Origin of the sequence: Synechococcus sp. Minos11, from assembly GCF_014279855.1 — a bacterium.
In the GTDB taxonomy this organism is placed as follows: domain Bacteria; phylum Cyanobacteriota; class Cyanobacteriia; order PCC-6307; family Cyanobiaceae; genus RCC307.
On sequence record NZ_CP047953.1, the window covers coordinates 900,655 to 920,287 of the forward strand.

Here is a 19,633-nt window from a genome sequence, read left to right on the forward strand (position 1 = left end):
TTTGCTCGTTGCTGATTCTTGATCTCCAGGTTGCTGCCCAGCGTTCGAATCTGGCTGAAGCCTGGTTTCTGAGGTCAAAAGCGGCGCGCCTTGGTGATGGTTGCTGCTCTTTTGACGGCCACTGACCTGGCTTGGCTGCGGTGTCAGTTCGCCCGGAAAATATCCTCTGGTGAAGGCTTATCTCTGCGGGCTCCCGGGTTTCTTCCGATTGCAGACAATGTCGGAAACAAAGACCTTAATCAAGGCGCTTCAGATTTCAACCGTCATGTGACGCATAAGTACTCAGTTCATGACATTACAAAACGGCTCTTCAGATGCGCCGTTTAGAGCTGGTCGGCTCTGACACTCGAGACATTGGTGTGTCCTGATGCTGTCTCTGGGTGCCATTGCTGGCGTCCTCCGTTGCCATCCAGCAGCTCCCAGCTGCCGCAAGCGGTTTCCACCACCACGGTGCCAGGGGGATGGGTCCAGCAACCGGTGTTGATCAGCAGCAATCCGTCGCGCTGCTCTAGGGCAGCCCCATGGCTATGGCCGCAGATGATGCCGTCGACGCCTGCTTGGCGTGCTGCTTCGAGCTGGGCGCTATGAAAACGGCTGATCAGACGGCGTCCGCTCGCGGTGCCCATGGCCAGCGCACTCGGGCTGGGCAGCTTGAGATTCCAGCGCAGATGCTGGCTCTCGAGGCGATGACACAGCCGAATCGCGAGTTCTTCGCCGCGGTTGAAGCTGATCGCTTGGCAGTCGAGCTGATCACCGTGGGTCACGAGCAGCCTCTGGCCATGAAGGCTGGTGTACGTCAGCTGCTCGCTGATCCAGCTGCAAGCGGCGGATGTTCCGAGCCAATCGCGCAAGGGCTGTTCGTGGTTGCCCAGCAGCCACACCAGTTCTCCGGCGCGATGGCGCTGCAGCAACCACTGCAGCACCTGCCATTCCACTTGTGAAAACCGAGGGTGCCGCTGCTGCCAGCTCGTGAGATCCAGGATGTCGCCCACCAGCACCACCCGCTCGCTGGGTTCCCTTTGCAGCAGTGTCCAAAGGGCGCGCGCCCGCGTGCGGCCTGTGCCGAGATGCACATCACTGAGAAACAGGCAGCGATGCGGCAGGCTCATCGCCAGTGATCGTTCCAGCAGACCTCAGGGCTACGGCCCTGATTGGGATTGAGCATCTGGCACTGGTAGAGCAACCCTTCATGGCGCAACCGGCGCTCGCTGGGTTCGCGCAGCAGGGCCGGCAGCTCAACAGCGGCCGCCTGCGACCAGGGCAAGCCCGGAATGGGCCACGGAGGAACTGCGTCCACAGTGTTGATGGAGGCTGATGATCTCAGTGTGGATAGCGCTTGGCGCTGCGTCAGCTCATTGCTGGCAGCAGTAGGCAAACGCTGAAGCCCCCCTCGGGTGGGTCGCGAAGTTCCAGTCGCCCTCCATGGGTTTCCACCACCCGAGCCGCGATGGCCAGGCCGAGGCCGCAGTGGCCGCTGCCGCCCCGGGAGGCATCGAGACGTTGAAACGGCATCAGAGCCTGATCCCGCAAGCTGGGGTCAATGCCTTGGCCTTGGTCCTCAATGGCAATGAGCAGCCAATCCCCTTCCCGCTGCAAACGCACCACAACCGGTGGTTCGCCATAGGAAAGGGCATTGTCGACCAAGTTGGCAATAGCGCGCCCCAAGGCCACAGGCTGCACCCGCGCTTGGAACTCCTCGAGTTCCAAGTCCACCGGTTGTTGGTCGTAGCGGGCCAAGACCTCCCCAAGCAGTCCATGCAGCGGGAGCAGCACCCGTTCTTCGCTCTGTCCGCCACCGGCAAACAGCAAAAACTGCCCGGTTATGCGCTCAAGGGCATCGAGATCGGCTTCTGCCTGCGGACTATTGCCCTCCACGGCCAGGCGTAAGCGCAGGCGCGTGATCGGGCTTTTGAGGTCGTGGGCGATGCCAGCGAGCATCGTGGCCCGCTCTTCCTCGCTGCGTTGTAGCCGCGCCAGCATCGCGTTGAAGCGTTGGCTCAAGCGCTGCACTTCTCCAGCCCCCTCTTGGGGAACCGGGGCTGGGCGCTCTTCCAGGCCCACTCTCGCTAAGGCACGCTCCAGCCTGCGCAAGGGCCGCTGCACTTCCAAGAGAAGAAAAAAACCACCGGCAATCACGCTGCCGCTGATCAACGACAACGACGCGAGCAGGGGATCGGGCGGCCACCATTTGTTCGGTGGCAGCGGTGCAAACAGCCACACCTGCTCGAGGGGGTTGAGCAGCTCCACCCACACCCCATGACCGGGATTCAAGGTGGGTGAGACTTCAGGGCAATAGGGCAAACGGCGGCACAGCTCAAACCGCAGCTCCCGGGCACGGCCCTCCAATTCGCTATCGCCAGCTGGTGCTGGTTGATCGCCAGTCACCATGGCGAGGCCGCTGAGCTCCGACACCACCGAGGGGGGGAATTGCTCCAAGGCCACTTCACTGAGCCGAACGTTGCTGGCCAAATCGCGGCCCATCTGCACCATGCGAGCGCGATCGAGGCGTTGGCCCAGCAGCAGTTGCAGCACCACCAAACTGCCCCCCCAGCTGAGCAGCAAAAACAGGCCCAGCCGCAGCAACAACCCAGCGGAGGGCAAGCGGTTGGAGCGGGCTGAAATGGAACGCGTCATTCGCCGCAGAACCTAGACGCGTTCAGCAGGTTGGTCAGCTCTTCTGACGCGGTTCGCCATCGGGAACGAACACGTAGCCATAGCCCCAAACGGTTTGCAGGTAGCGGGGACGACTGGGATCGGGCTCGATCAATTTGCGCACGCGTGAGACCTGCACATCCATGCTGCGGCTATCGGTTTCACTGCTTGGGCCGCGGGCTAATTCGATCAGTCGCTCCCGTGAGAGGGGGCGGTGGGGGTTTTGCACAAAGGCGGCCAGCAAGCCAAATTCGCCGCTCGTGATCACCACTGGCTCCCCATCGCGCTCGAGGGTGCGCGCCGAAAGGTCGAGGCTGTTGTTGCCAAAGCCGATCACCTCGCCATCGGCCACCGGCGTGCCAGCGGGCACGGCGCCGCGTCGCCGCAAGACCGCCTCAATCCGAGCGGAGAGCTCCCGTGGCATGAATGGCTTGGCCAGGTAGTCATCAGCGCCCTGCTCGAGGCCAATGATTCGGTCCACAGCTTCGCCGCGTGCTGTGAGCATCACCACCGGCAGATCATCACCGCCGTCGCGCAGGCGCCGCAAAATCGTCAGCCCGTCGTCACCGGGCATCATCAAATCGAGCACCACCAAATCAGGGCGCTGAAACTCCAGACGTGCTGTGAACTGCTTGCCGTCGTTGAGGGTGCGCACCTCATAGCCCTGCTCGCTGAGGTAGGTGCTCAGCAGCTGCCGCAGTTCTGAGTCATCGTCGACCACCCAGATGGTCTGCTGTTTGGCCATGACGCCGCACTTCTGCCGGGACCTGCAGATCGTATGGAGTTCAGCGCCGCCAAGCCATGGCTGGGCAGCAGGTGCCGCGCACTGAATCTTTCCAAGACTGGTTTCAGTTGGATTCCGTCACAGGTTGGTGTCAAAAAGATCCTGCATAGGAAGAATTGATTGGGAGTTGGCTCCATAAGGTGTGGCTATGCACCGAAAGCTGCTGCCACTGCTGTTGCTGCTACTGGCGGCCACCACGCCGGCGTTGGCGCAGGATCCCCAAGCCGTGCAGCGCCATCGTCAGAGGATGTTGGAGCTCTTCCATCGCCTCGATCACGACAACGACGGTCGCCTGTATTTGCGAGAGGCTGGTCTGCACCCGAGCATGCGCAACCTCGACCGCGATGGTGATGGCATCTTGTTGCTGAGAGACATCACACCGCCAGGCGCACCATTCATTGGCGAGCGCCTGTTGCAGGCTTTTCGCCGCTCTGATCGCAACGGTGATGGCTTGTTGAGCAGGGCTGAATCACAGGTTCTGCCTGGCTTGAGTCATCGTTTTGAGCATTTCGATCGCAATCGTGATGGCTACGTCTCGGTTCAGGAGTTGATGGCGATGCGTCAGTCGCTCTCCCCGCGCCGTCCCCGCTAGCGATGGACCGCGACCTGCGTCAGCAGTTGATGGATCAAGCCCGGGCTGAGGCGGAATTGGGCTGGGCCGAAGGTGGCATTCCAATTGGAGCGGTGCTGGCCACCGAATCGGGGGAGGTGGTGGCCCGCGGACACAATCAGCGCGTGCAGAACGGTGACCCCACCTCCCATGGCGAAACCCAGTGCATTCGCAACGCCGGGCGCCGGCGTGATTGGCATCAGCTCACCTTGGTGACCACGCTCTCTCCCTGCCCCATGTGCGCGGGGACCGCGGTGCTGTTGGGATTTCGCCGGGTGCTCATCGGTGAGCGCCGGAGTTTTGCCGGTCAGGAATCCTGGCTGGTGGATGCGGGTATTGAAGTGGACTGCCTCGATGACAGCGGCTGCATGGCCTTAATGGAGCGCATGCTGCAGCACAAGCCCGATCTTTGGGCCGAAGACATCGGCCATTGAGCCCCTAGCGGCTCTGCAGCAGATAGCTGGTGGCGGGTTGGCGGCGTTGAACCACAGACCGCTGTTGGTTTTTGCGGCGCGCGGGGCGAGCTGGAGCGGCCATCAATGCTTTCACTCCGCGCACCACACCGCCAACCAAAAGCACCAGGCTGAGGCTCACCAGGGCCAACAGCAGCAGGGCTCCTGCGAGCTGGAGCACACCGGCGCCGAAATGCATCAGCCCCAACGTGAGGTTGCGGACCGCGGTGCTGAAAAACAGCACGGTGTCGAGATAGCTCGGCAACTGCGCCAAGCCAAACATCAAGGCACCACCGGCACCCAACCAGAGAGCCGAGGTCAACAGAGAGCGCAGGCGGGTGGGTCCCTGCTTGCCGCGGCGTTGGGCTGACACGGGACTCAGGAGCAGCAGAACGCCAACGGTATCGGCCTTCTGGGGCGGGTCAATCCTGCGTGTCGTCGAGGGGGCTGTCCTGCAGCCGGCCCGCCTGTTGCATCCAGCGCAAGAACTCTTCGACCACCAAGCTGTTGGGGCAGTCCACCAGGCTCATGCTGCCGACGGTGCAGTCGCCATGGCCGGAGTGGTGGAGGCTGAGGCGGAAGTCATCACCACTGAGTCCGCAGACCTCGGGGTCACTGCGCACCACCACATCGAGGTTGGCACCAAGACGGCTCACCAGCCGGCGGCATTCATTCCACTCCAGGGCGCCGCTGGACTTACGCGGAATCATGGCTTGCTCTGTTCGGTGGTGGTTGTGTTGCCAGTCGGCTCTGCTGTGCGCTGCGGAAGCGGCAGCAAGCTGACCAAGGCACCAACGATGACAACACTGGCGCAGGCCGCGGCAGGGGCGATCCATTGCCCCTGCCTGCGCACGCTGGAGCGCCGGTACTGTCCCCGGCGCAATGGCTGCGGGCTTTGCACCTCAAGCCCCAGAGCGCAGCGGGCGTCCACCAACATCTGATCAATGCAGTGATTGAGATCAGCAAGCTCGGCGTGATCGAGCGCCAGCTCCAGAGGAGGGGTGTCGGGCTGGCTTGAGCGCAACCGCAGCAGGTGCCGCCCGTCGTCTTGTGGCTCCAGGCTCACCACCGCGTCACTGCCGCCGCTTTGTTGGCAGGGCTGCGCGCTCACCAGGAGCCGCACATAGGGCTGAACGGCGCTCACCAGGGCTTGGAGATGCTCGCGTTTGCCTTGAAGACTGGCCTTCTGCCCCAAGTTGAGGTCCCAGCCGGTGAGGATGTTGAGCTGCTGTTGCGGCTGGTCAGCCCTGGCAGCGGCGGTGACATCAGGCAGGCCGGTGAGTTCTAGGCGGCAGCTGGATTGCTCGTAGCGCAACTTGTACTGGGTGCCGCTGAGCCCTGCTGCGCTCGCCAGGGAGGAGAAGTTGGTCATCGGCTGCCGTCCAGCAGGCTGGCTTCCAACCGTTGCACGCCACCGGGGCCGCAGCAGAGGGCCAGGGTCAGTACCAATTCCTGGCGTAAGGCCTCGCCATCGGCTGGATCCAGCAGTTGACGAATGGCCCCCCTGCGGCCATTCATGCGGCCTTCCACCAAGTCGTTGTAGCGCTCGCGAAACAAGCCCCAGCGCTGAGCATTGAGTTCAGCGGGCTCGCTGCTGGAGAGCAATTGGCGCAGCATTGGGTAGAGGCGATCGGCGAGGCTGCAGACCAGCTCCACAAGGCCCCGTTGTTCAGCGGCATTGAGCTCACCGCGGCGGCTGGCGCGGCGCAAGGGATTGCGACAGCGCGATTTCCAGAGGGCGACGCGATCGGGAAAGGCTTCTTGCAGCTGCAATTGCTCACAGCTCCAGACCATGGCTTCGCTGCCATGCAAATCAAGGGCTTCGATGGCCAGCAAGAGCAGGTCGAGCCGCTCCATGCCGCGGCGCGGCATCCGGCTGGTAGTGGCAGGCGCTGCTGTTGCGATCAAGGACCGGGGGCAATGGCTGAGATGATGCCAGTTGAGGCCTTGTGCCGTCACCTCTTTGTTAGGAGCCTCCATCCATGGCCGAGAGCCTTGAGCAGCAACTACGTGCCCTGGTCAGGGATGTGCCGGATTTCCCGAAGCCAGGAATTTTGTTCCGTGACCTCACACCGGTGATGCGCGATCCCCAGGCTTGGAAGCAAGTGATGGAGGGGATGCAGCAGTCTTTGGCTGGCTTGCAGCCTGAGGTGATTGTGGGGATTGAGGCGCGGGGCTTCATCGTTGGCACCAGCCTGGCGATGACGATGGGCCTGGGCTTTGTGCCCGTGCGCAAGCCCGGCAAACTCCCTGGTCCGATCACCGCTGTGGACTATGCCCTCGAGTACGGCAGCGACCGGCTGGAGATCCAAGAGGGGGCCTTGAGTGGCTGCCAGCGCGTGTTGGTGGTCGATGACCTGCTGGCCACTGGCGGCACTGCGGCAGCCTGCGCGGAATTGGTGAGCCGAGCTGGCGGGGCCGTGTGCGGTTACGGCTTTGTGGCTGAGCTCACAGCCCTTGGCGGCCGCAGCAAACTCCCCGGAGGCGTGCCGGTGGAGTCACTGATTCATTACTGAGGTCAGCTTTGGCCGTCTTGCCAATCGAGCACTTGGTCGAGTTGTCCCAGGTTGAGCAAACCAAAACGCCAAAGGGTCACCGGCAGCGGGGCCTGCTCTTGGATGGCTTGACGAACGCCAAGAGCTAGGGCGTCTTCGCTCAAACCGATGTCTCGGCGCAGGTAATCCACCAGGGCCGATGCGGGAACAGGTTGTGGCGTGGTGGTAATCACCATGGCCGGTTAGGGGGCGGAGTGGTTGCTGAAGGCTTTCCGTACGCACGAGTGTGCCCTCGTTTGGATCAGAAAGCCGTTAAGAGCGCCTTAAGGGGGTTGATTATTTGGCCGCTGCCACGCACCTGTCAAGAGCATTCCTACTGGTCCATAGGTGGCCAGATTGAGGCTCAAGCGGCGGAGCGCTGGTATTCCATCCAGCAGGGCGATGCCAAAACGTCTGATCGGCAGCAGCAGGCGATGGCCATTGGAGAACAGCCGGATCAGGCCATCGGTGGCGATCATTACGGCGATGAGATCCAGCCAGCGCCTGCGGCCATAGCGCTGCACCAGCTGGCGGGCCCCCAGTTCTGGTTGTTGAGCCAACGCCGCCAAGGTGGCCACATCGCGCCAGCAGAGGTTGAGTCCCTGGCCGCCCACCGGGTGGCAGCGGTGCGCTGTTTCGCCGCAGAGCAAGGTGGTGCCTCGGCCCAGCCGTGGGGCGAGCCGCCATTCCACGGGGAACCAGGCTGGTTGGTCGAGCAAGACTTCCGCCTGGGCTGCAGGTGGCAGGGCTTGGTTGAGCGCAGCCAGGAAGGCTTCAGGGTGCAGCTCGCAGCGTTGTTGGCAGCGCTGCTGAGGGGCGCTCCACACCACTTGGGCCACTCCGGCGCCAAATGGCAGCACGGCTAGCGGGCCTTCGGGGCGAAACAGCTCCCAGGCCGTGTCGTCCGAGCTGGAGCTGGTGGTTGTCAGCTTCACCTGCACCGTCAGGCAGCTTTGGCGGTAGCGAAAACCGCGAAAGCCAATGCCCAAGGCATCCCGGCTGCTGGAGTTTGCGCCCTCTGCAATCACTTGCAGGTCATCGGGGCTGGGGCTGGGGCTGCTGCCCGTGCCCAGGTGCATCGCCACGGCCTTGTGCTGGTGGCAGGCCTCCAGCAGATGCTGTTGCAAGGGCCGGTGATCGGCAATCCAGCCCACCGCTTCTGGGGCTGAGAAGAGTGTGCTGGCCTTGCTGCCTCGGTCGTGCAGCTCAAGGCGCCGGAAGGGATGGCAGCAGCTGCTCAAATGCTTCCAAAGCTTGAGCTGGATCAGCAGCTCCTGGGTGGAGTGGGTGAGCGCATAGGCCCGCCTGCGCTGCAGCAGCTGCTCAGGGGTCTGGGGATCCAGCAGGTGCACCCGCCAGCCGGCTTCGGCCAAAGCCAGGGCCGCCAAGCTGCCGGTGGGCCCGGCTCCGCGGACCCATGCGGTGCGTTCTGATCCCGCGCGTTGCATAAAAAATCCCGCGACAGAAAGTCTGCCGCGGGATGGAGTCAAGTTGTGGACTGGTGATCCGGTAATCAGCCGATGCCCAGCAGGCCGCGGGTGAAGGCCTCACCGCCCATGGCGAATTCAGTGGCCAGCAGAGCGATGAAGCCGAGCATGGCCATCCGGCCATTCAGCTTTTCAGCGCGCTCGTGGAACCCCCAGCCATTTTCAGGCTCAACCACCTGCATGCGGGGTTCAGAGGCAAAAGCATTGAGGCGGCCGCCGTCTTCGGTGGTCACCACAGCGCCGCGGATCGGAGCGGAGGAGGAGGAGGTCATGTGATGCCGTGTTCTTTGCTGACTGTAACGCAGTATTGCGTTATGTAACGGCGCCCCTTGATTTTTCTCAGCTGCTGACGCCTTCGATCCTGTCCTCGATCTCCTGATACAGGTCCTGGAGTTGCTGGATGTTTTCGTCCGAGGTCTCCCAGTAGCCACGACCGTTGACCTCTAGAAGCGTTCCAACGATGCGGCGGAAGCTGTGGGGGTTGAGTTCCATCAGCCGCTTGCGCATCTCTGGATCGTTGATGAAGGTGTCGTTCGCATCCTCATAAACGAAGTTGTCGACGGCGCCGCTGGTGGCACTCCAGCCCAGGGTGAAGTTGAGGCGCTTGGCCACTTCACGCACACCCTCGTAGCCGGAGTCGAGCATGCCCTCGTACCACTTCGGGTTGAGCAGCTTGGTGCGGGAATCCAGGCGAATGGTTTCGCTCAAGGTGCGCACTTGGGCATTGGCCGTGGTGGTGTCAGCGATGTAGCTGGAGGGGGCTTTGCCGTCGTCGCGCAGGCCAGCGATCAATTTGGTGGGATCGGAATCGAAGTAGTGGCTCACGTCTGTGAGCGAGATCTCTGCGGAATCCAGGTTCTGGAAGGTGACATCAGCGGTCTTCATGACCGATTCGAACACCTCACGGTTCTGGTTCATCTCGCCGGGGTTATCGGCGTTGAAGGCAAAGGTCTTGCGGTTCAGATACATCTCCTGCAGCTCGTCCTCTTCTTCCCAGCTGCTGTTCTCCACCGCCAGGTTGACGTTGGAGCTGTAGCTGCCGCTGGCATTGGAGAACACCCGGGTGGCAGCATCGCGCAGGCTGGTGCCCTCTTTTTCGGCTTGCTCGCTGGCGTGGGCGCGAACGAAGTTTTGACCCAGAGGCTCGTCGGCCTCAGCGGCCATCTTCACGCCCTGATCGATGAGGGCCATCTGGTTGATGAACAGATCGCGGAACACCCCGGAGCAATTCACCACCACATCGATGCGGGGTCGCCCCAGCTCCTCGAGGGAAATCAGCTCCAGCTTGTTCACTCGGCCCAAGGAATCGGGCACTGGGCGCACACCGATGAACCAAAGGATCTGAGCGAGGGATTCGCCGTAGGTCTTGATGTTGTCGGTGCCCCAGAGCACGCAGGCGATGGTTTCAGGCCAAGCACCCTGCTCAGCCTTTTGGCGCTCGATCAAACGATCCACCACCACCTTGGCGGCGGCCACAGCTGCCCGGGTGGGAATGGCTTGAGGATCGAGGGCGTGGATGTTTTTGCCGCTGGGCAGTACCCCGGGGTTGCGAATCGGGTCGCCGCCAGGACCAGGCAGCACATATTCGCCATCGAGAGCTTTCAGCAGGCTTTCCATCTCTTGGTCGGCGCACACCTGCTCGAGGCAGAACTGCAGATAACCAAAGAGCTTGTCAAGTTCCTCCTGATCAACGCTGTTGAACCCGGCTTGGCGCACGGTCCGCAGCCAAGGGCTCGGCAGCTTGATGCCCACCGACTCCACCAGTTTGAGCAGCCAACCGAAGTTCTGCTGCAGGGTGACGCGGCCATCGTTGCCGGTAACAGCACGAACCATGGCGCCCACGGTGAGGCGGCAGGTTTCGGTGATGCGCTGGTTGAGTTCCACATCGGCCAGCACGCCTTCGTCGTTGCCGCGGTAGACCTCGTCAATCGAGCGTCCAATGCTCTCGGCCAGCAGGCTGGGCAGGGAGCGCAAGCCATCGTCTTCTCGCTCGAGCGCGGCGATGTTCACCAAGGTGGCAATGGCTTCCTCGGCGGTGGGGGGTTTGCCAATGGTGTGCAGGCCGCAGGGCAGCAGGCGGCTTTCGATCTCCATTAGTTGGCGGTAGACCGCGCCCACAACGGCATCACGTTGCTCTTCACTCAGCTCAGAGGCGTCCTGCTCAGGCAGGGCAACGTCCTTATCGAGGTTGCACAGACGTGAGGTCTCAACGATGGCGTTGACGATCTGGACGCCACGGCTGCTCTCACGCAGCTGTTGGTAGGAGCCCACCAACTCGCCGAGTTCCTTGAGGCCCTTGTAGAGACCAGCGTTTTCAGCAGGGGGCGTCAGGTAGCTGATCGTGGAGGCGTAGCCACGCCGCTTGGCGATGGTGGCTTCCGAAGGGTTGTTGGCTGCGTAGTAGTAGAGGTTCGGCAGCGCGCCGATCAGGCTGTCGGGATAGCAGGTGTCACTCATGCCCATCTGTTTGCCGGGCATGAACTCCAAAGAGCCATGGGTGCCGAAGTGCAGCACTGCATCAGCGCCCCAGATCTTCTCGAGATAGGTGTAGTAAGCCGCGAAGCCGTGGTGGGGGCTGGCGCTGCGGGAATAGAGCAGCCGCATCGGGTCACCCTCGTAGCCGAAGGTGGGCTGCACACCAACAAACACGTTGCCGAAGTGGCGGCCAAAGACCAGCAGGTTTTGGCCGTCGCTGTTCAGTTCACCAGGAGCTTTGCCCCAGTTCTCTTCCAGGCGCTCGTAATACGGAGTGAGGCGCTCGTATTCCTCAACACTCATGCGATGGGCAATGGCTAACTCAGGTGCCCCCTCCATGGCTTCGGCATCGGTGAGCACCAGATCCATCAAGCCCTTGGGCGTGGCTGGCACATCACCAACCTGGTATCCGCGGGCGCGCATCTCTTCGAGCACCCGGTGGATTGAGCCAAAAACATCAAGGTAGGCGGCGGTGCCGACGTTGCCTTTGTCGGGGGGGAAGCTGAACACCGTGATGGCCAGCTTCTTTTCGTTTCGAGGCTTGATGCGCAGGTTCGCCCAGCGAATCGAACGTTCAGCAATGGCATCCACCCGGTCCTGCAGGGTGTGGGCCTTGCCGGTGGCGTCGTCTCGGCCACTGAGCACGATTGGTTCGATCGCGCCATCCAGTTCAGGGATGGCGATCTGCAGAGCCACCTGCACCGGGTGAAGGCCCAGGTCGCTGGCTTCCCATTCCTGGGTGGTTTGGAACACCAGGGGCAGCGCCACCATGTAGGGGCGATTGAGCCGCTTCAGGGTTTCGATGGCCTTGGGGTGATCCTGGCGAGCAGGCCCCCCTACCAGGGCAAAACCAGTCAGAGACACCGCGGCATCCACCAATGCCTGGTCGGGTTTAAGCGGATCAAAGAAGAAGCTGTTGACCGGCTTAGAGAAATCCAGGCCGCCGCAGAACACGGGCACCACGCGAGCGCCGCGGTATTCCAGTTCTTGGATCAGCGCCACGTAGTGGGCATCGTCTCCGGTGACGATGTGGCTGCGCTGCAGCACCAGGCCGATTAGGGGACCATTGGCCACATCGCTGCGGCCCTCATACCAATTGAGGTACTCCCGCAGATCTTCAAACATCTCTGGCGCCAGTGGGTGCCAGATGCCCTGATCAGGGAAGACAACCGGTTCAGCGACCTCAAGGCTTGGCCTGTTGTCTTCCCCTTTTGGATAAACGTATTTGTCGGCCAGCATCAACAGGAAGTTGCGCAGGTTGTCCGGCGTTCCTCCCAGCCAGTACTGGAAGCTGAGCATGAAGCTGCGGGCGTCCTGAGCTTTTTCAACCGGCAAATACTTGAGCACCGTTGGCAGGGTGTTCAGCAGCTTCAACATCGCGTCTTGGAAGCCGGCGCCGCCAGCCTCCTTGCGCTTGCGCATGAAGTTGGCGATTGCGCTCTTGCTTTGGCCGAGCTGGGCCATCGAGAAGCTGCCCAGCTTGTTGAGCCGCATCACCTCCGGCATTGAGGGGAAGACGACAACCGCTTTGAGGCGATCGCGGTGGGGAGCGACGGCGTCCACCACCTTCTGGGCCAAATCTTCAATGAAGATCAACGAAGCGATGAAGACATCGGCTTCAGCGACATCGGCGCAGAATGCAGCGTAGTTATCGGGGTCCCTGAGCTCTTCGATCAGGTAGCCGGAGAGATCGATCGCCAGCTCGCCGCCTTGGGCGTTGAGGCTGTTGGCGGCTTGGGTCAGCGCGTTTTGGTATTGCGGTTCGAGAACCACATAGACGGCGCGCATGACGGTCCGTCCGTCGGCGGCCTCAGGCGAGACGCGACGGCTAGAAGAACGGACCTGGGTGAACATGCGCGAAGGCGGGCGATCAGGAAAGATTACGAACAGACTCGTCCCATTGGGGCCAACCTCGCGCTTTATGACAGATCAGATCCCAGTCGTGGTGGCCGGAGCCCTAGGCCGGATGGGCGCGGAAGTGATCAAAGCGGTCCACACGGCAGGGGACTGTCAGCTGGTAGGGGCGATTGATACCTGCCAGGGTCGCGAAGGCGAAGACGTTGGCTTGGCCTTGGGTTTGGGTGAGCTCGAAGTGGCTCTGACCCAGGATTTTGAGGGCGCTCTCTGCTTGGCCAGTCAGCAGCACCCCGGAGCAGTGTTGGTGGATTTCACCCACCCGAAGGTGGTTTATGAGCACACCCGTGCCGCCATTGCCTATGGGGTCACGCCCGTGATCGGCACCACTGGCCTCGCGCCAGAGCAGCTGCAAGAGCTGGCCAGCTTTGCGGCTAAGGCCTCGATGGGGGGTGCTGTGATCCCCAATTTTTCGGTGGGCATGGTGCTGCTGCAGCAAGCCGCTGCCGCCGCCGCCCGCTTCTATGACCATGCCGAGCTGGTTGAGCTGCATCACAACCGCAAAGCCGATGCCCCCAGCGGCACCTGCATCAAAACCGCCGAGCTGATGGAGGAGCTGGGCAAACAGTTCAATGCCCAAGAGGTGGAGGAGCACGAAACCCTCGAGGGCAGCCGTGGCGGCCTGCGTCCCAGTGGCCTCAGGCTCCATTCGATTCGCCTACCCGGTTTGGTGGCCCATCAAGAAGTTCAATTTGGCGGAGCCGGCGAGCGCTACGTGCTGCGTCATGACACCTTTGATCGAGCGGCCTACATGCCTGGGGTGCTGCTGACCGTGCGCAAGGTGCGTCAGCTTGGCTCTCTTGTGTATGGCTTGGAGCGGCTGCTGTAAGCCATGTTGCTTCCGCTCAAACCCGGCGAACTGCAGCGGTTGATCCCTGCTGTGGCCAGTGGTCCTCAATTCAATAAGTGCTCCGGCAGCCCCCAACAGCTGCTGCAGCGCTTGCTGATCTCCAGCGTTGGTGGAGTGATCCCCCTGCTGATCGCCCAGGGCGGCTTTGGCAGCCGCTGGAGCAGCATCTGGCTGGTGGTGGGGCTGGTGATGCTCCTCTACATGCTCTGGGGACCGATCGTGCAGGCCGGCAGCCGCAATGCCCAGCTGCGCCGCTACCCCTCAGCCGCCCTGTTTGAAGGCGAGATTGGTGATCTGTTCACGCGTGAACGCTTGGAGGGTCGCCAAGAGACCACCGATCGCCAAGGTCGCCTGGAGATGGTGGAAAACCGGCGGACCTGGCTGTGTCTGGAACTGGAAGATGAGGAGGGCTATCTGGGCCAGCTGCGTTTTCCCTTGGAAAAGGGCCATAAAGCGCTGCGCCGTGGAATGACCTTGCGCTGTCTGGTGCTCTCTGAGCGCAAGGATTTTTCGCGGATCGACCGGATCAGTGATGCTTGGGTGCCCCAGGCCCGGCTTTGGGTTGGCGAGTACCCCTATCTGCTCAGGCCAGCGTTTGAGGAGCTCTGCTTGCGGCGTTTGGCTTGAACAGGGCCTCGGCCATGCGGCAGGTCTGAACAATCGGTCCAACATCGTGCACCCGCACCACAGCCACCCCGGCGGCCACGGCCTGGCAAACACTGGCGGCTGTTCCCCAAAGGCGCGCGTGGGGTCTGGGTTCGTTCAACACCTCGCCGATGAAGCGTTTGCGTGAGGTGCCCACCAGCAGTGGGTAGCCAAGGGCTTGCAGTTGCGGCAGTCCCTGCATGAGCTCCAGGTTGTGCTGGGTGGTTTTGGCAAAGCCAATGCCGGGGTCCAGCACAAGTTGTTGGCGCTGAACGCCGGCCTGTTGGGCCTGCTCGCAGAGTTGCAGCAGCTCAGCTTTCACTTCAGCAACCACATCGCTGTAGTGGGCGAGGCTGTTCATCGTGCGGGCATCGCCCCGCCGGTGCATCAGCACATAGGGGCAGCGGTGCTCGGCCACGACCTGCCACATCTGCCGATCGCCAAGGCCACCGGAGACATCGTTGATCCAGTCGGCCCCAGCATCGAGGCAGGCATCGGCCACCGGTGCCAGAAAGGTGTCGATGGAGAACAGCAACTCGGCCGGAAGATCGCCATCACGCCGGGCTTGCTGCAGCCGCTTCAACACCGGCAGCAATCGCTCGATCTCGACCTCAGCTCCCACATCGGTGGCCCCAGGGCGGGTGCTCTGCGCCCCGAGATCAATCAGATCTGCGCCCTGGGCGGCCATGCGCTTGACGCCCCGAAACGCTTGTTCAGTCGACTGAAAACGGCCACCGTCACTAAAGGAATCCGGGGTGATGTTCAGGATTCCCATCACCGCGGTGCGGTGATCTGGCGTCATGCCGCAGCAGCTGCGCTGGCCATCTGGTAGTTGGCGATGCGAGCAAAGCTATCGGGCTCCAGCGAAGCGCCACCCACCAACACGCCGTCGATATCCGATTTGGCCATCAGCTCATCGATGTTGCCGGGTTTCACCGAGCCGCCGTACTGAATCGTCAGATTGGGATAGCCCACCCAGTTGCGGATCAAGCCGCAGACGCGGTTCGCTTCCTCGGATTCACAGGTTTTGCCGGTGCCAATGGCCCAGATCGGTTCGTAGGCCACCACCAGCTTGGAGGGATCGATGCCTTCGAGTCCCTGCTCCACCTGACGGCGGATGACGCGCTCGGTTTCGTTACTGCTGCGCTGCTCATCGCTCTCCCCCACGCAAAGGATGGGGATCAAGCCAGCAGCTTGGGAGGCACGAGCCCGTTGGTTGATCTGCTCGTCACTCTCGGAGAAGTATTTACGCGGTTCGCTGTGGCCCACGATCGTGTAGCCCACCCCCAGTTCGAGCAGCATCTCGGCAGAGATCTCGCCGGTGAAGGCTCCTGAGTCCTTCCAGTGCACGTTTTGGCTGGCGATCTGCACGTCGCTTCCAGCCAAGGCCTCTTGAAGTGTCGCAATGGCGGTGAAGGGCGGCGCCAGCACGATGCTGCGGTCCTTGGGGGCATTGGCCACTTGGGGCAGGAACGCGGCGGCGTATTGCTTGGCTTGAGCACAGGTCATGTGCATTTTCCAGTTACCGGCGATCACGACCGGCCGGGACTGAGTGCTCACCTGCGCTCCTCATTAAGGGTTGCCTAACTTACGGGGTGGCTGTGCCATCCCCTGGTTCGGTGGGCTCAATTGTGAAGCGGCGGCCTGCGAGCTCCACCACATCACCGGATTGCAGCTTCCGGCCGCGGCGGGATTCCACGCTGCCGTTCACCTGAACTTCGCCGCCTTGGATGCGCAGCTTGGCTTCCCCACCGGTGGCAACGAGCCCCTGCCATTTCAGGGCCTGATCTAGGCGCATGGCACCGCGTAGCCTGCCGCCATGGTTGCACCTTCTTCAGCCGGATTTCGCAGGCTGCTGCCTCTGCTGAAGCCCTACAAGAGGGAGCTGCTGGCGGGCGGCATTTGCATGCTGCTGTTCGTGGCGTCGTGGCCCTTGTTGGCGGCCCAGGTCGGTCAGTTGATTCCAGCGATCGGGGATGGGGATTTCTCCCGGGTGTTGCGGGTCATCACCGTGTCCCTCTCCCTCTTTTTGCTGCAGAAGCTGGCTCAATTTGGTCAGGACACCCTGCTGGCTGATCCTGCCCTGCATGTGACCCAAGCCCTGCGCCGCCAGAGCTTTGCCCGGCTGCAGCGTTTGGAATTTGGAGCGCTGGAAACGCTTTCAGCCGGTGATCTCACCTATCGCCTGACCGAAGACGCTGACCGGATCGGTGAGGTCATCTACAAGAACATCCAGGAGACCGTTCCCAGCATTCTCCAGCTGGTGGTCATGTTCGGCTACATGATTTCGCTGGACTGGCAGCTCTCAGTGGCCACCCTGCTGCTGGCCCCGTTGGTGGCTGTGCTGGTGAGCAGCTTTGCGGGCCGGGTTCTCACCGCTGCTGAGCGCAGTCAAAAGCAGGTCAGTGAGTTGGCCGGGTTATTGGGCGAGGCCATCTCTGGCTTGCCGCTCGTGCGCGCGTTTGCTGCTGAGCCTTGGTTGCAGCAACGCTTTGAAGAGGAGATCGAGCAGCACCGCCGTGCCCGCTACCGCACCATGCGGTTGCTGGCGCTGCAGCACCCAGTGGTGGGCTTCATCGAAGCGGCTGGGATCTTGGCCATCCTTTTGATCGGTGCCCTGCGGATCAGTGCCGGTGGCCTGAGCGGTGCCGGCTTCAGCAGCTTCATTGCGGCACTGCTGATCCTGATCGATCCGATCTCTCGGTTGATCAATAACTTCAATGAGTTCCAGCAGGGTCAGGCCTCGCTCGGCCGTTTGCGCGAGATCGAGCGCGAGCCGATGGAAGAGCCTGATCGTCCCAATGCCCGGCCCATGCCCGCCCTCCAGGGAGCCTTGGATCTGCGCAATGTGAGCTTTGCCTATGAGCCTGGCAAGCCGGTGTTGCAGCAGCTCAACCTGCGCGTCGAGCCCGGCCAGGTGGTGGCGTTGGTGGGTCCCTCCGGTGCAGGAAAGACCACCCTGTTCTCCTTGTTGCTGCGCTTCAACCAGGCCCAACAGGGGGAACTGCTCTTAGATGGCGTTGATCTGCGCGATTTGCGCGCGGCTGAATTGCGCCGCTCGATTGCCCTGGTGCCGCAGCAGAGCGCCCTCTTCTCCGGCACGGTGGCCGAAGCGATTCGTTTTGGACGCAACGCCAGCGACTCGGAGGTGCGCCGAGCCGCTGAATTGGCGAATGCTGCTGGGTTCATTGAGTCGTTGCCCCAGGGCTACGACTCCCGGGTGGAAGAGCGCGGCAGCAACTTCTCAGGCGGTCAATTGCAGCGCCTTGCGATTGCCCGTGCTGTGCTCGGCAATCCCGCGGTGATGCTGCTCGATGAGGCCACCAGCGCTCTGGATGCTGAGGCCGAAGCCTCGGTGCAGCAGGGGCTGGAGCAGGCCATGGCCGGCCGCACCGTGTTTGTGATCGCCCACCGGTTGTCCACGGTTCAAGAAGCCGATCGCATCTTGTTCCTTGAGCGGGGCCGCATCGTTGAGCAAGGCAGCCACGATGAGCTGATGCGCTCTGGTGGGCGGTATAGCGCCCTGTGCAGCCGCCAAATCATTCGCCCAGCTCTGATCTGATCACCGGCTTGGGTGTGATCGTCTTCTTCAAGCGTCCTAGGACCTCTACCGCAACTTTCAGGCCTGCTCTAAAAGGATGGGTGCATCCATGCCTTTGACATGCAGACCCCCCAGGACCAAAACCCGATTCTCACGTTTGAGGGCAAGCGCTACGACATCAATTCCCTCTCCGATGAGCTCAAAGAGCTGGTGCGCGGGATGCAGGTGGCTGAGGCCCAACTGCGCATGTACGAGGACACCCTCAAGGTGTTGGCCATCGGACGTCAGTCGATGGCCTTCCAGCTCAATGAGCGCCTCAAGGACGTCACTCCCCTGCCTGGTTGAAGCGGTAGTCGCGGGTGAGGCGGAACACCGTTCCAGAGAGCAGCAGCAGGGCGATCAGGTTGGGCAGGGCCATCAGGCCATTGAGGGTGTCAGCAACACCCCAAACCACACCGCGATCGCCCGCCACTGAACCAATCACCACCACAGCCACCCAAACCAGGCGGAAGGGAAGAATTGCCTTTTCGCCAAACAGGAATTCGGTGCAGCGCTCGCCGTAGAAGCTCCAGCCCAACACCGTGGTGAAGGCAAACACCACCAGGCCTGCGGTAACCACCCCACCACTTCCCATCAAGCCAGTGTTGAAGGCGGTGATGGAGAGCACGGCACCTGCTTCGCCATTGGCGTAAACCCCGGTGGTGATGATCACTAGTGCCGTCATGGTGCAGATGATCAGGGTGTCGATGAAGGTGCCGAGCATGGCCACCGTGCCCTGCCGCACGGGGTCGTTGGTTTTGGCAGCGGCGTGAGCGATTGGTGCACTGCCCAAGCCCGCCTCATTGGAGAAAATGCCGCGCTTGAAGCCCATCAACACCACCTGGCCGAAGGCGCCACCTGCAGCCGCTTCGCCGGAAAAAGCATTGCCAAAGATCGTGGCAAAGGCTTCTGGCACGGATTCGATATTGATCAGCAGAACAATCAAGCAAGCGAGCAGATAAAGCACTGACATCAGCGGAACGATTGCTGAAGCGGCTTGGGCAATGCGCTTGATGCCACCAATGATCACCGCAAAGACCACCGCCCCAAGGACGATGCCTGTGACCAACCGGGGAACCCCCAGCATCGCCAGGGCGCTGGAAACCTCAAAGCACTGCACACCATTGCCGATGCCAAAGCCGGCCAACATGCCGAACAGGGCAAACAGCACCGCCAACCACTGCCAGTTGGGGCCTAGGCCATTGCGGATGTAATACATCGGGCCACCGACGTGGTTGCCGAGTCCGTCGACTTCCCGGTAGCGAACGGCGAGCACGGCTTCGGCGTACTTCGTGGCGATGCCGAACACGGCAATCACCCACATCCAAAACACAGCACCCGGTCCGCCAATGGCAATGGCACCAGCAACGCCTGCGATGTTGCCGGTGCCGATGGTGGCTGACAGCGATGTCATCAACGCCTGGAAGGGGGTGATGTCGCCATCGCTTTCACCAGCTTCGCGCTGCCACAGCATGCGAACGCCATAGGGGAGCCGTTGCAGCGGCATGAAGCGCAGCCCCAGCATCAAAACGATGCCGGTGAAGGCAATCAGGAGAACCATCGGCCACCCCCAAACGATCCCGTTGATCGGATCGTTAATGCTGCTGATGAATTGCTCCATCCCATCCCTCGGTTGTCCGAGGGATGGTG

At 62.0% G+C, this 19,633-nt stretch carries 23 protein-coding genes; 7 read left to right on the forward strand and 16 right to left on the reverse strand.

What is annotated here, in order from left to right; genetic code table 11:
- Positions 1-323: 323 nt before the first annotated feature.
- Genes SynMINOS11_RS04870 through SynMINOS11_RS04885 form a run of 4 tightly spaced genes read right to left on the reverse strand, consistent with a single transcriptional unit; the run spans position 324 to position 3,397 of the window.
- Complete coding sequence (locus SynMINOS11_RS04870; RefSeq protein ID WP_186550213.1) at positions 324-1,109, reverse strand: UDP-2,3-diacylglucosamine diphosphatase; 786 nt, start codon at positions 1,107-1,109, stop codon at positions 324-326.
- The gene (locus SynMINOS11_RS04875) at positions 1,106-1,297 is read right to left on the reverse strand and encodes a hypothetical protein (RefSeq protein WP_011935374.1); all 192 of its coding nucleotides are present in this window, start codon (positions 1,295-1,297) and stop codon (positions 1,106-1,108) included. The genes SynMINOS11_RS04870 and SynMINOS11_RS04875 overlap by 4 nt, the downstream gene beginning before the upstream one ends.
- A 50-nt stretch (positions 1,298-1,347) precedes the next feature.
- Positions 1,348-2,634: an ATP-binding protein gene (locus tag SynMINOS11_RS04880; protein ID WP_011935375.1), complete on the reverse strand. Its 1,287-nt coding sequence runs from the start codon at positions 2,632-2,634 to the stop codon at positions 1,348-1,350.
- 34 nt (positions 2,635-2,668) lie between these two features.
- Entirely contained in the window at positions 2,669-3,397 is a 729-nt protein-coding gene (locus SynMINOS11_RS04885; protein ID WP_011935376.1) for a response regulator, read from the reverse strand.
- 187 nt (positions 3,398-3,584) lie between these two features.
- Between SynMINOS11_RS04885 and SynMINOS11_RS04890 the strand changes: the two genes are divergently transcribed.
- Positions 3,585-4,028 (forward strand): EF-hand domain-containing protein, encoded by a 444-nt coding sequence (locus SynMINOS11_RS04890; RefSeq protein ID WP_011935377.1) that lies wholly within the window; start codon positions 3,585-3,587, stop codon positions 4,026-4,028.
- A gap of 2 nt (positions 4,029-4,030) precedes the next feature.
- Positions 4,031-4,480, forward strand: coding sequence for a nucleoside deaminase (locus tag SynMINOS11_RS04895; RefSeq protein WP_011935378.1), 450 nt, complete (start codon positions 4,031-4,033; stop codon positions 4,478-4,480).
- Positions 4,481-4,484: 4 nt separating this feature from the next.
- On the opposite strand, the gene SynMINOS11_RS04900 is transcribed toward SynMINOS11_RS04895, so the two are convergent.
- The 4 genes from SynMINOS11_RS04900 to SynMINOS11_RS04915 are packed head-to-tail and all read right to left on the reverse strand — an operon-like array spanning position 4,485 to position 6,478.
- Positions 4,485-4,871, reverse strand: coding sequence for a hypothetical protein (locus SynMINOS11_RS04900; RefSeq protein ID WP_186550217.1), 387 nt, complete (start codon positions 4,869-4,871; stop codon positions 4,485-4,487).
- A 49-nt stretch (positions 4,872-4,920) separates the two neighbouring features.
- A complete protein-coding gene (locus SynMINOS11_RS04905; protein WP_011935380.1) occupies positions 4,921-5,208 on the reverse strand; it encodes a hypothetical protein in 288 nt (95 codons plus the stop codon).
- Entirely contained in the window at positions 5,205-5,870 is a 666-nt protein-coding gene (locus SynMINOS11_RS04910; protein ID WP_186550219.1) for a DUF4335 domain-containing protein, read from the reverse strand. The genes SynMINOS11_RS04905 and SynMINOS11_RS04910 overlap by 4 nt, the downstream gene beginning before the upstream one ends.
- Positions 5,867-6,478: a DUF3038 domain-containing protein gene (locus SynMINOS11_RS04915; protein ID WP_255445500.1), complete on the reverse strand. Its 612-nt coding sequence runs from the start codon at positions 6,476-6,478 to the stop codon at positions 5,867-5,869. The genes SynMINOS11_RS04910 and SynMINOS11_RS04915 overlap by 4 nt, the downstream gene beginning before the upstream one ends.
- 2 nt (positions 6,479-6,480) lie before the next feature.
- Here SynMINOS11_RS04915 and SynMINOS11_RS04920 point away from each other — a divergent pair, with 2 nt between their 5' ends.
- A complete protein-coding gene (locus SynMINOS11_RS04920) occupies positions 6,481-7,014 on the forward strand; it encodes an adenine phosphoribosyltransferase (RefSeq protein WP_186550221.1) in 534 nt (177 codons plus the stop codon).
- Between the two features lie 2 nt (positions 7,015-7,016).
- Here the strand turns inward: SynMINOS11_RS04920 and SynMINOS11_RS04925 are convergent, their stop codons facing one another.
- The 4 genes from SynMINOS11_RS04925 to SynMINOS11_RS04940 form a co-directional block, all read right to left on the reverse strand.
- Positions 7,017-7,229 (reverse strand): DUF2949 domain-containing protein, encoded by a 213-nt coding sequence (locus SynMINOS11_RS04925; protein ID WP_011935384.1) that lies wholly within the window; start codon positions 7,227-7,229, stop codon positions 7,017-7,019.
- Positions 7,230-7,316: 87 nt separating this feature from the next.
- Entirely contained in the window at positions 7,317-8,480 is a 1,164-nt protein-coding gene (locus tag SynMINOS11_RS04930) for an FAD-dependent monooxygenase (protein ID WP_186550223.1), read from the reverse strand.
- 65 nt (positions 8,481-8,545) lie between these two features.
- The gene (locus SynMINOS11_RS04935) at positions 8,546-8,791 is read right to left on the reverse strand and encodes a hypothetical protein (RefSeq protein ID WP_043736756.1); all 246 of its coding nucleotides are present in this window, start codon (positions 8,789-8,791) and stop codon (positions 8,546-8,548) included.
- Between the two features lie 67 nt (positions 8,792-8,858).
- Entirely contained in the window at positions 8,859-12,848 is a 3,990-nt protein-coding gene (locus SynMINOS11_RS04940) for a magnesium chelatase subunit H (RefSeq protein WP_186550224.1), read from the reverse strand.
- A 67-nt stretch (positions 12,849-12,915) separates the two neighbouring features.
- Between SynMINOS11_RS04940 and dapB the strand changes: the two genes are divergently transcribed.
- Entirely contained in the window at positions 12,916-13,737 is an 822-nt protein-coding gene (dapB, locus tag SynMINOS11_RS04945) for a 4-hydroxy-tetrahydrodipicolinate reductase (RefSeq protein ID WP_186550227.1), read from the forward strand.
- 3 nt (positions 13,738-13,740) lie between these two features.
- Positions 13,741-14,385: a hypothetical protein gene (locus tag SynMINOS11_RS04950; protein WP_186550229.1), complete on the forward strand. Its 645-nt coding sequence runs from the start codon at positions 13,741-13,743 to the stop codon at positions 14,383-14,385.
- Here SynMINOS11_RS04950 and folP read toward each other — a convergent pair.
- From folP to SynMINOS11_RS04965, 3 genes are all read right to left on the reverse strand, one after another.
- On the reverse strand, positions 14,342-15,205 hold the full coding sequence (gene folP / locus SynMINOS11_RS04955) for a dihydropteroate synthase (protein WP_186550231.1): 864 nt from the start codon (positions 15,203-15,205) through the stop codon (positions 14,342-14,344). The genes SynMINOS11_RS04950 and folP overlap by 44 nt on opposite strands.
- Positions 15,202-15,918 carry a triose-phosphate isomerase gene (tpiA, locus tag SynMINOS11_RS04960; RefSeq protein ID WP_370586195.1) on the reverse strand — a complete coding sequence of 239 codons (717 nt, stop codon included), beginning with the start codon at positions 15,916-15,918 and terminating at the stop codon, positions 15,202-15,204. Before tpiA ends, folP begins: the two co-directional genes overlap by 4 nt.
- Before the next feature lie 73 nt (positions 15,919-15,991).
- Positions 15,992-16,201 (reverse strand): RNA-binding S4 domain-containing protein, encoded by a 210-nt coding sequence (locus SynMINOS11_RS04965; RefSeq protein ID WP_186550235.1) that lies wholly within the window; start codon positions 16,199-16,201, stop codon positions 15,992-15,994.
- A gap of 21 nt (positions 16,202-16,222) precedes the next feature.
- On the opposite strand from SynMINOS11_RS04965, the gene SynMINOS11_RS04970 reads away from it, so the two are divergent.
- Both SynMINOS11_RS04970 and SynMINOS11_RS04975 read left to right on the forward strand, forming a co-directional pair.
- Positions 16,223-17,965 carry an ABC transporter ATP-binding protein gene (locus SynMINOS11_RS04970; RefSeq protein ID WP_186550237.1) on the forward strand — a complete coding sequence of 581 codons (1,743 nt, stop codon included), beginning with the start codon at positions 16,223-16,225 and terminating at the stop codon, positions 17,963-17,965.
- 99 nt (positions 17,966-18,064) lie between these two features.
- The gene (locus SynMINOS11_RS04975) at positions 18,065-18,289 is read left to right on the forward strand and encodes a DUF6447 family protein (RefSeq protein WP_011935394.1); all 225 of its coding nucleotides are present in this window, start codon (positions 18,065-18,067) and stop codon (positions 18,287-18,289) included.
- Here SynMINOS11_RS04975 and SynMINOS11_RS04980 read toward each other — a convergent pair.
- Positions 18,270-19,604: an alanine/glycine:cation symporter family protein gene (locus SynMINOS11_RS04980; protein WP_186550239.1), complete on the reverse strand. Its 1,335-nt coding sequence runs from the start codon at positions 19,602-19,604 to the stop codon at positions 18,270-18,272. The genes SynMINOS11_RS04975 and SynMINOS11_RS04980 overlap by 20 nt on opposite strands.
- Between the last annotated feature and the right edge of the window lie 29 nt (positions 19,605-19,633).

Bases quoted from the DNA above. Each gene is read 5' to 3' on its own strand.
- tpiA (WP_370586195.1), bottom strand. From the start codon at position 15,918: ATGCACATGACCTGTGCTCAAGCCAAGCAATACGCCGCCGCGTTCCTG.
- SynMINOS11_RS04905 (WP_011935380.1), bottom strand. From the start codon at position 5,208: ATGATTCCGCGTAAGTCCAGCGGCGCCCTGGAGTGGAATGAATGCCGC.
- SynMINOS11_RS04980 (WP_186550239.1), bottom strand. From the start codon at position 19,604: ATGGAGCAATTCATCAGCAGCATTAACGATCCGATCAACGGGATCGTT.
- dapB (WP_186550227.1), top strand. From the start codon at position 12,916: ATGACAGATCAGATCCCAGTCGTGGTGGCCGGAGCCCTAGGCCGGATG.
- SynMINOS11_RS04935 (WP_043736756.1), bottom strand. From the start codon at position 8,791: ATGACCTCCTCCTCCTCCGCTCCGATCCGCGGCGCTGTGGTGACCACC.
- folP (WP_186550231.1), bottom strand. From the start codon at position 15,205: ATGACGCCAGATCACCGCACCGCGGTGATGGGAATCCTGAACATCACC.
- SynMINOS11_RS04910 (WP_186550219.1), bottom strand. From the start codon at position 5,870: ATGACCAACTTCTCCTCCCTGGCGAGCGCAGCAGGGCTCAGCGGCACC.
- SynMINOS11_RS04880 (WP_011935375.1), bottom strand. From the start codon at position 2,634: ATGACGCGTTCCATTTCAGCCCGCTCCAACCGCTTGCCCTCCGCTGGG.
- SynMINOS11_RS04950 (WP_186550229.1), top strand. From the start codon at position 13,741: ATGTTGCTTCCGCTCAAACCCGGCGAACTGCAGCGGTTGATCCCTGCT.
- SynMINOS11_RS04920 (WP_186550221.1), top strand. From the start codon at position 6,481: ATGGCCGAGAGCCTTGAGCAGCAACTACGTGCCCTGGTCAGGGATGTG.
- SynMINOS11_RS04925 (WP_011935384.1), bottom strand. From the start codon at position 7,229: ATGGTGATTACCACCACGCCACAACCTGTTCCCGCATCGGCCCTGGTG.
- SynMINOS11_RS04940 (WP_186550224.1), bottom strand. From the start codon at position 12,848: ATGTTCACCCAGGTCCGTTCTTCTAGCCGTCGCGTCTCGCCTGAGGCC.
- SynMINOS11_RS04975 (WP_011935394.1), top strand. From the start codon at position 18,065: ATGCAGACCCCCCAGGACCAAAACCCGATTCTCACGTTTGAGGGCAAG.
- SynMINOS11_RS04895 (WP_011935378.1), top strand. From the start codon at position 4,031: ATGGACCGCGACCTGCGTCAGCAGTTGATGGATCAAGCCCGGGCTGAG.
- SynMINOS11_RS04930 (WP_186550223.1), bottom strand. From the start codon at position 8,480: ATGCAACGCGCGGGATCAGAACGCACCGCATGGGTCCGCGGAGCCGGG.
- SynMINOS11_RS04970 (WP_186550237.1), top strand. From the start codon at position 16,223: ATGGTTGCACCTTCTTCAGCCGGATTTCGCAGGCTGCTGCCTCTGCTG.
- SynMINOS11_RS04965 (WP_186550235.1), bottom strand. From the start codon at position 16,201: ATGCGCCTAGATCAGGCCCTGAAATGGCAGGGGCTCGTTGCCACCGGT.
- SynMINOS11_RS04890 (WP_011935377.1), top strand. From the start codon at position 3,585: ATGCACCGAAAGCTGCTGCCACTGCTGTTGCTGCTACTGGCGGCCACC.
- SynMINOS11_RS04915 (WP_255445500.1), bottom strand. From the start codon at position 6,478: ATGGAGGCTCCTAACAAAGAGGTGACGGCACAAGGCCTCAACTGGCAT.
- SynMINOS11_RS04870 (WP_186550213.1), bottom strand. From the start codon at position 1,109: ATGAGCCTGCCGCATCGCTGCCTGTTTCTCAGTGATGTGCATCTCGGC.
- SynMINOS11_RS04885 (WP_011935376.1), bottom strand. From the start codon at position 3,397: ATGGCCAAACAGCAGACCATCTGGGTGGTCGACGATGACTCAGAACTG.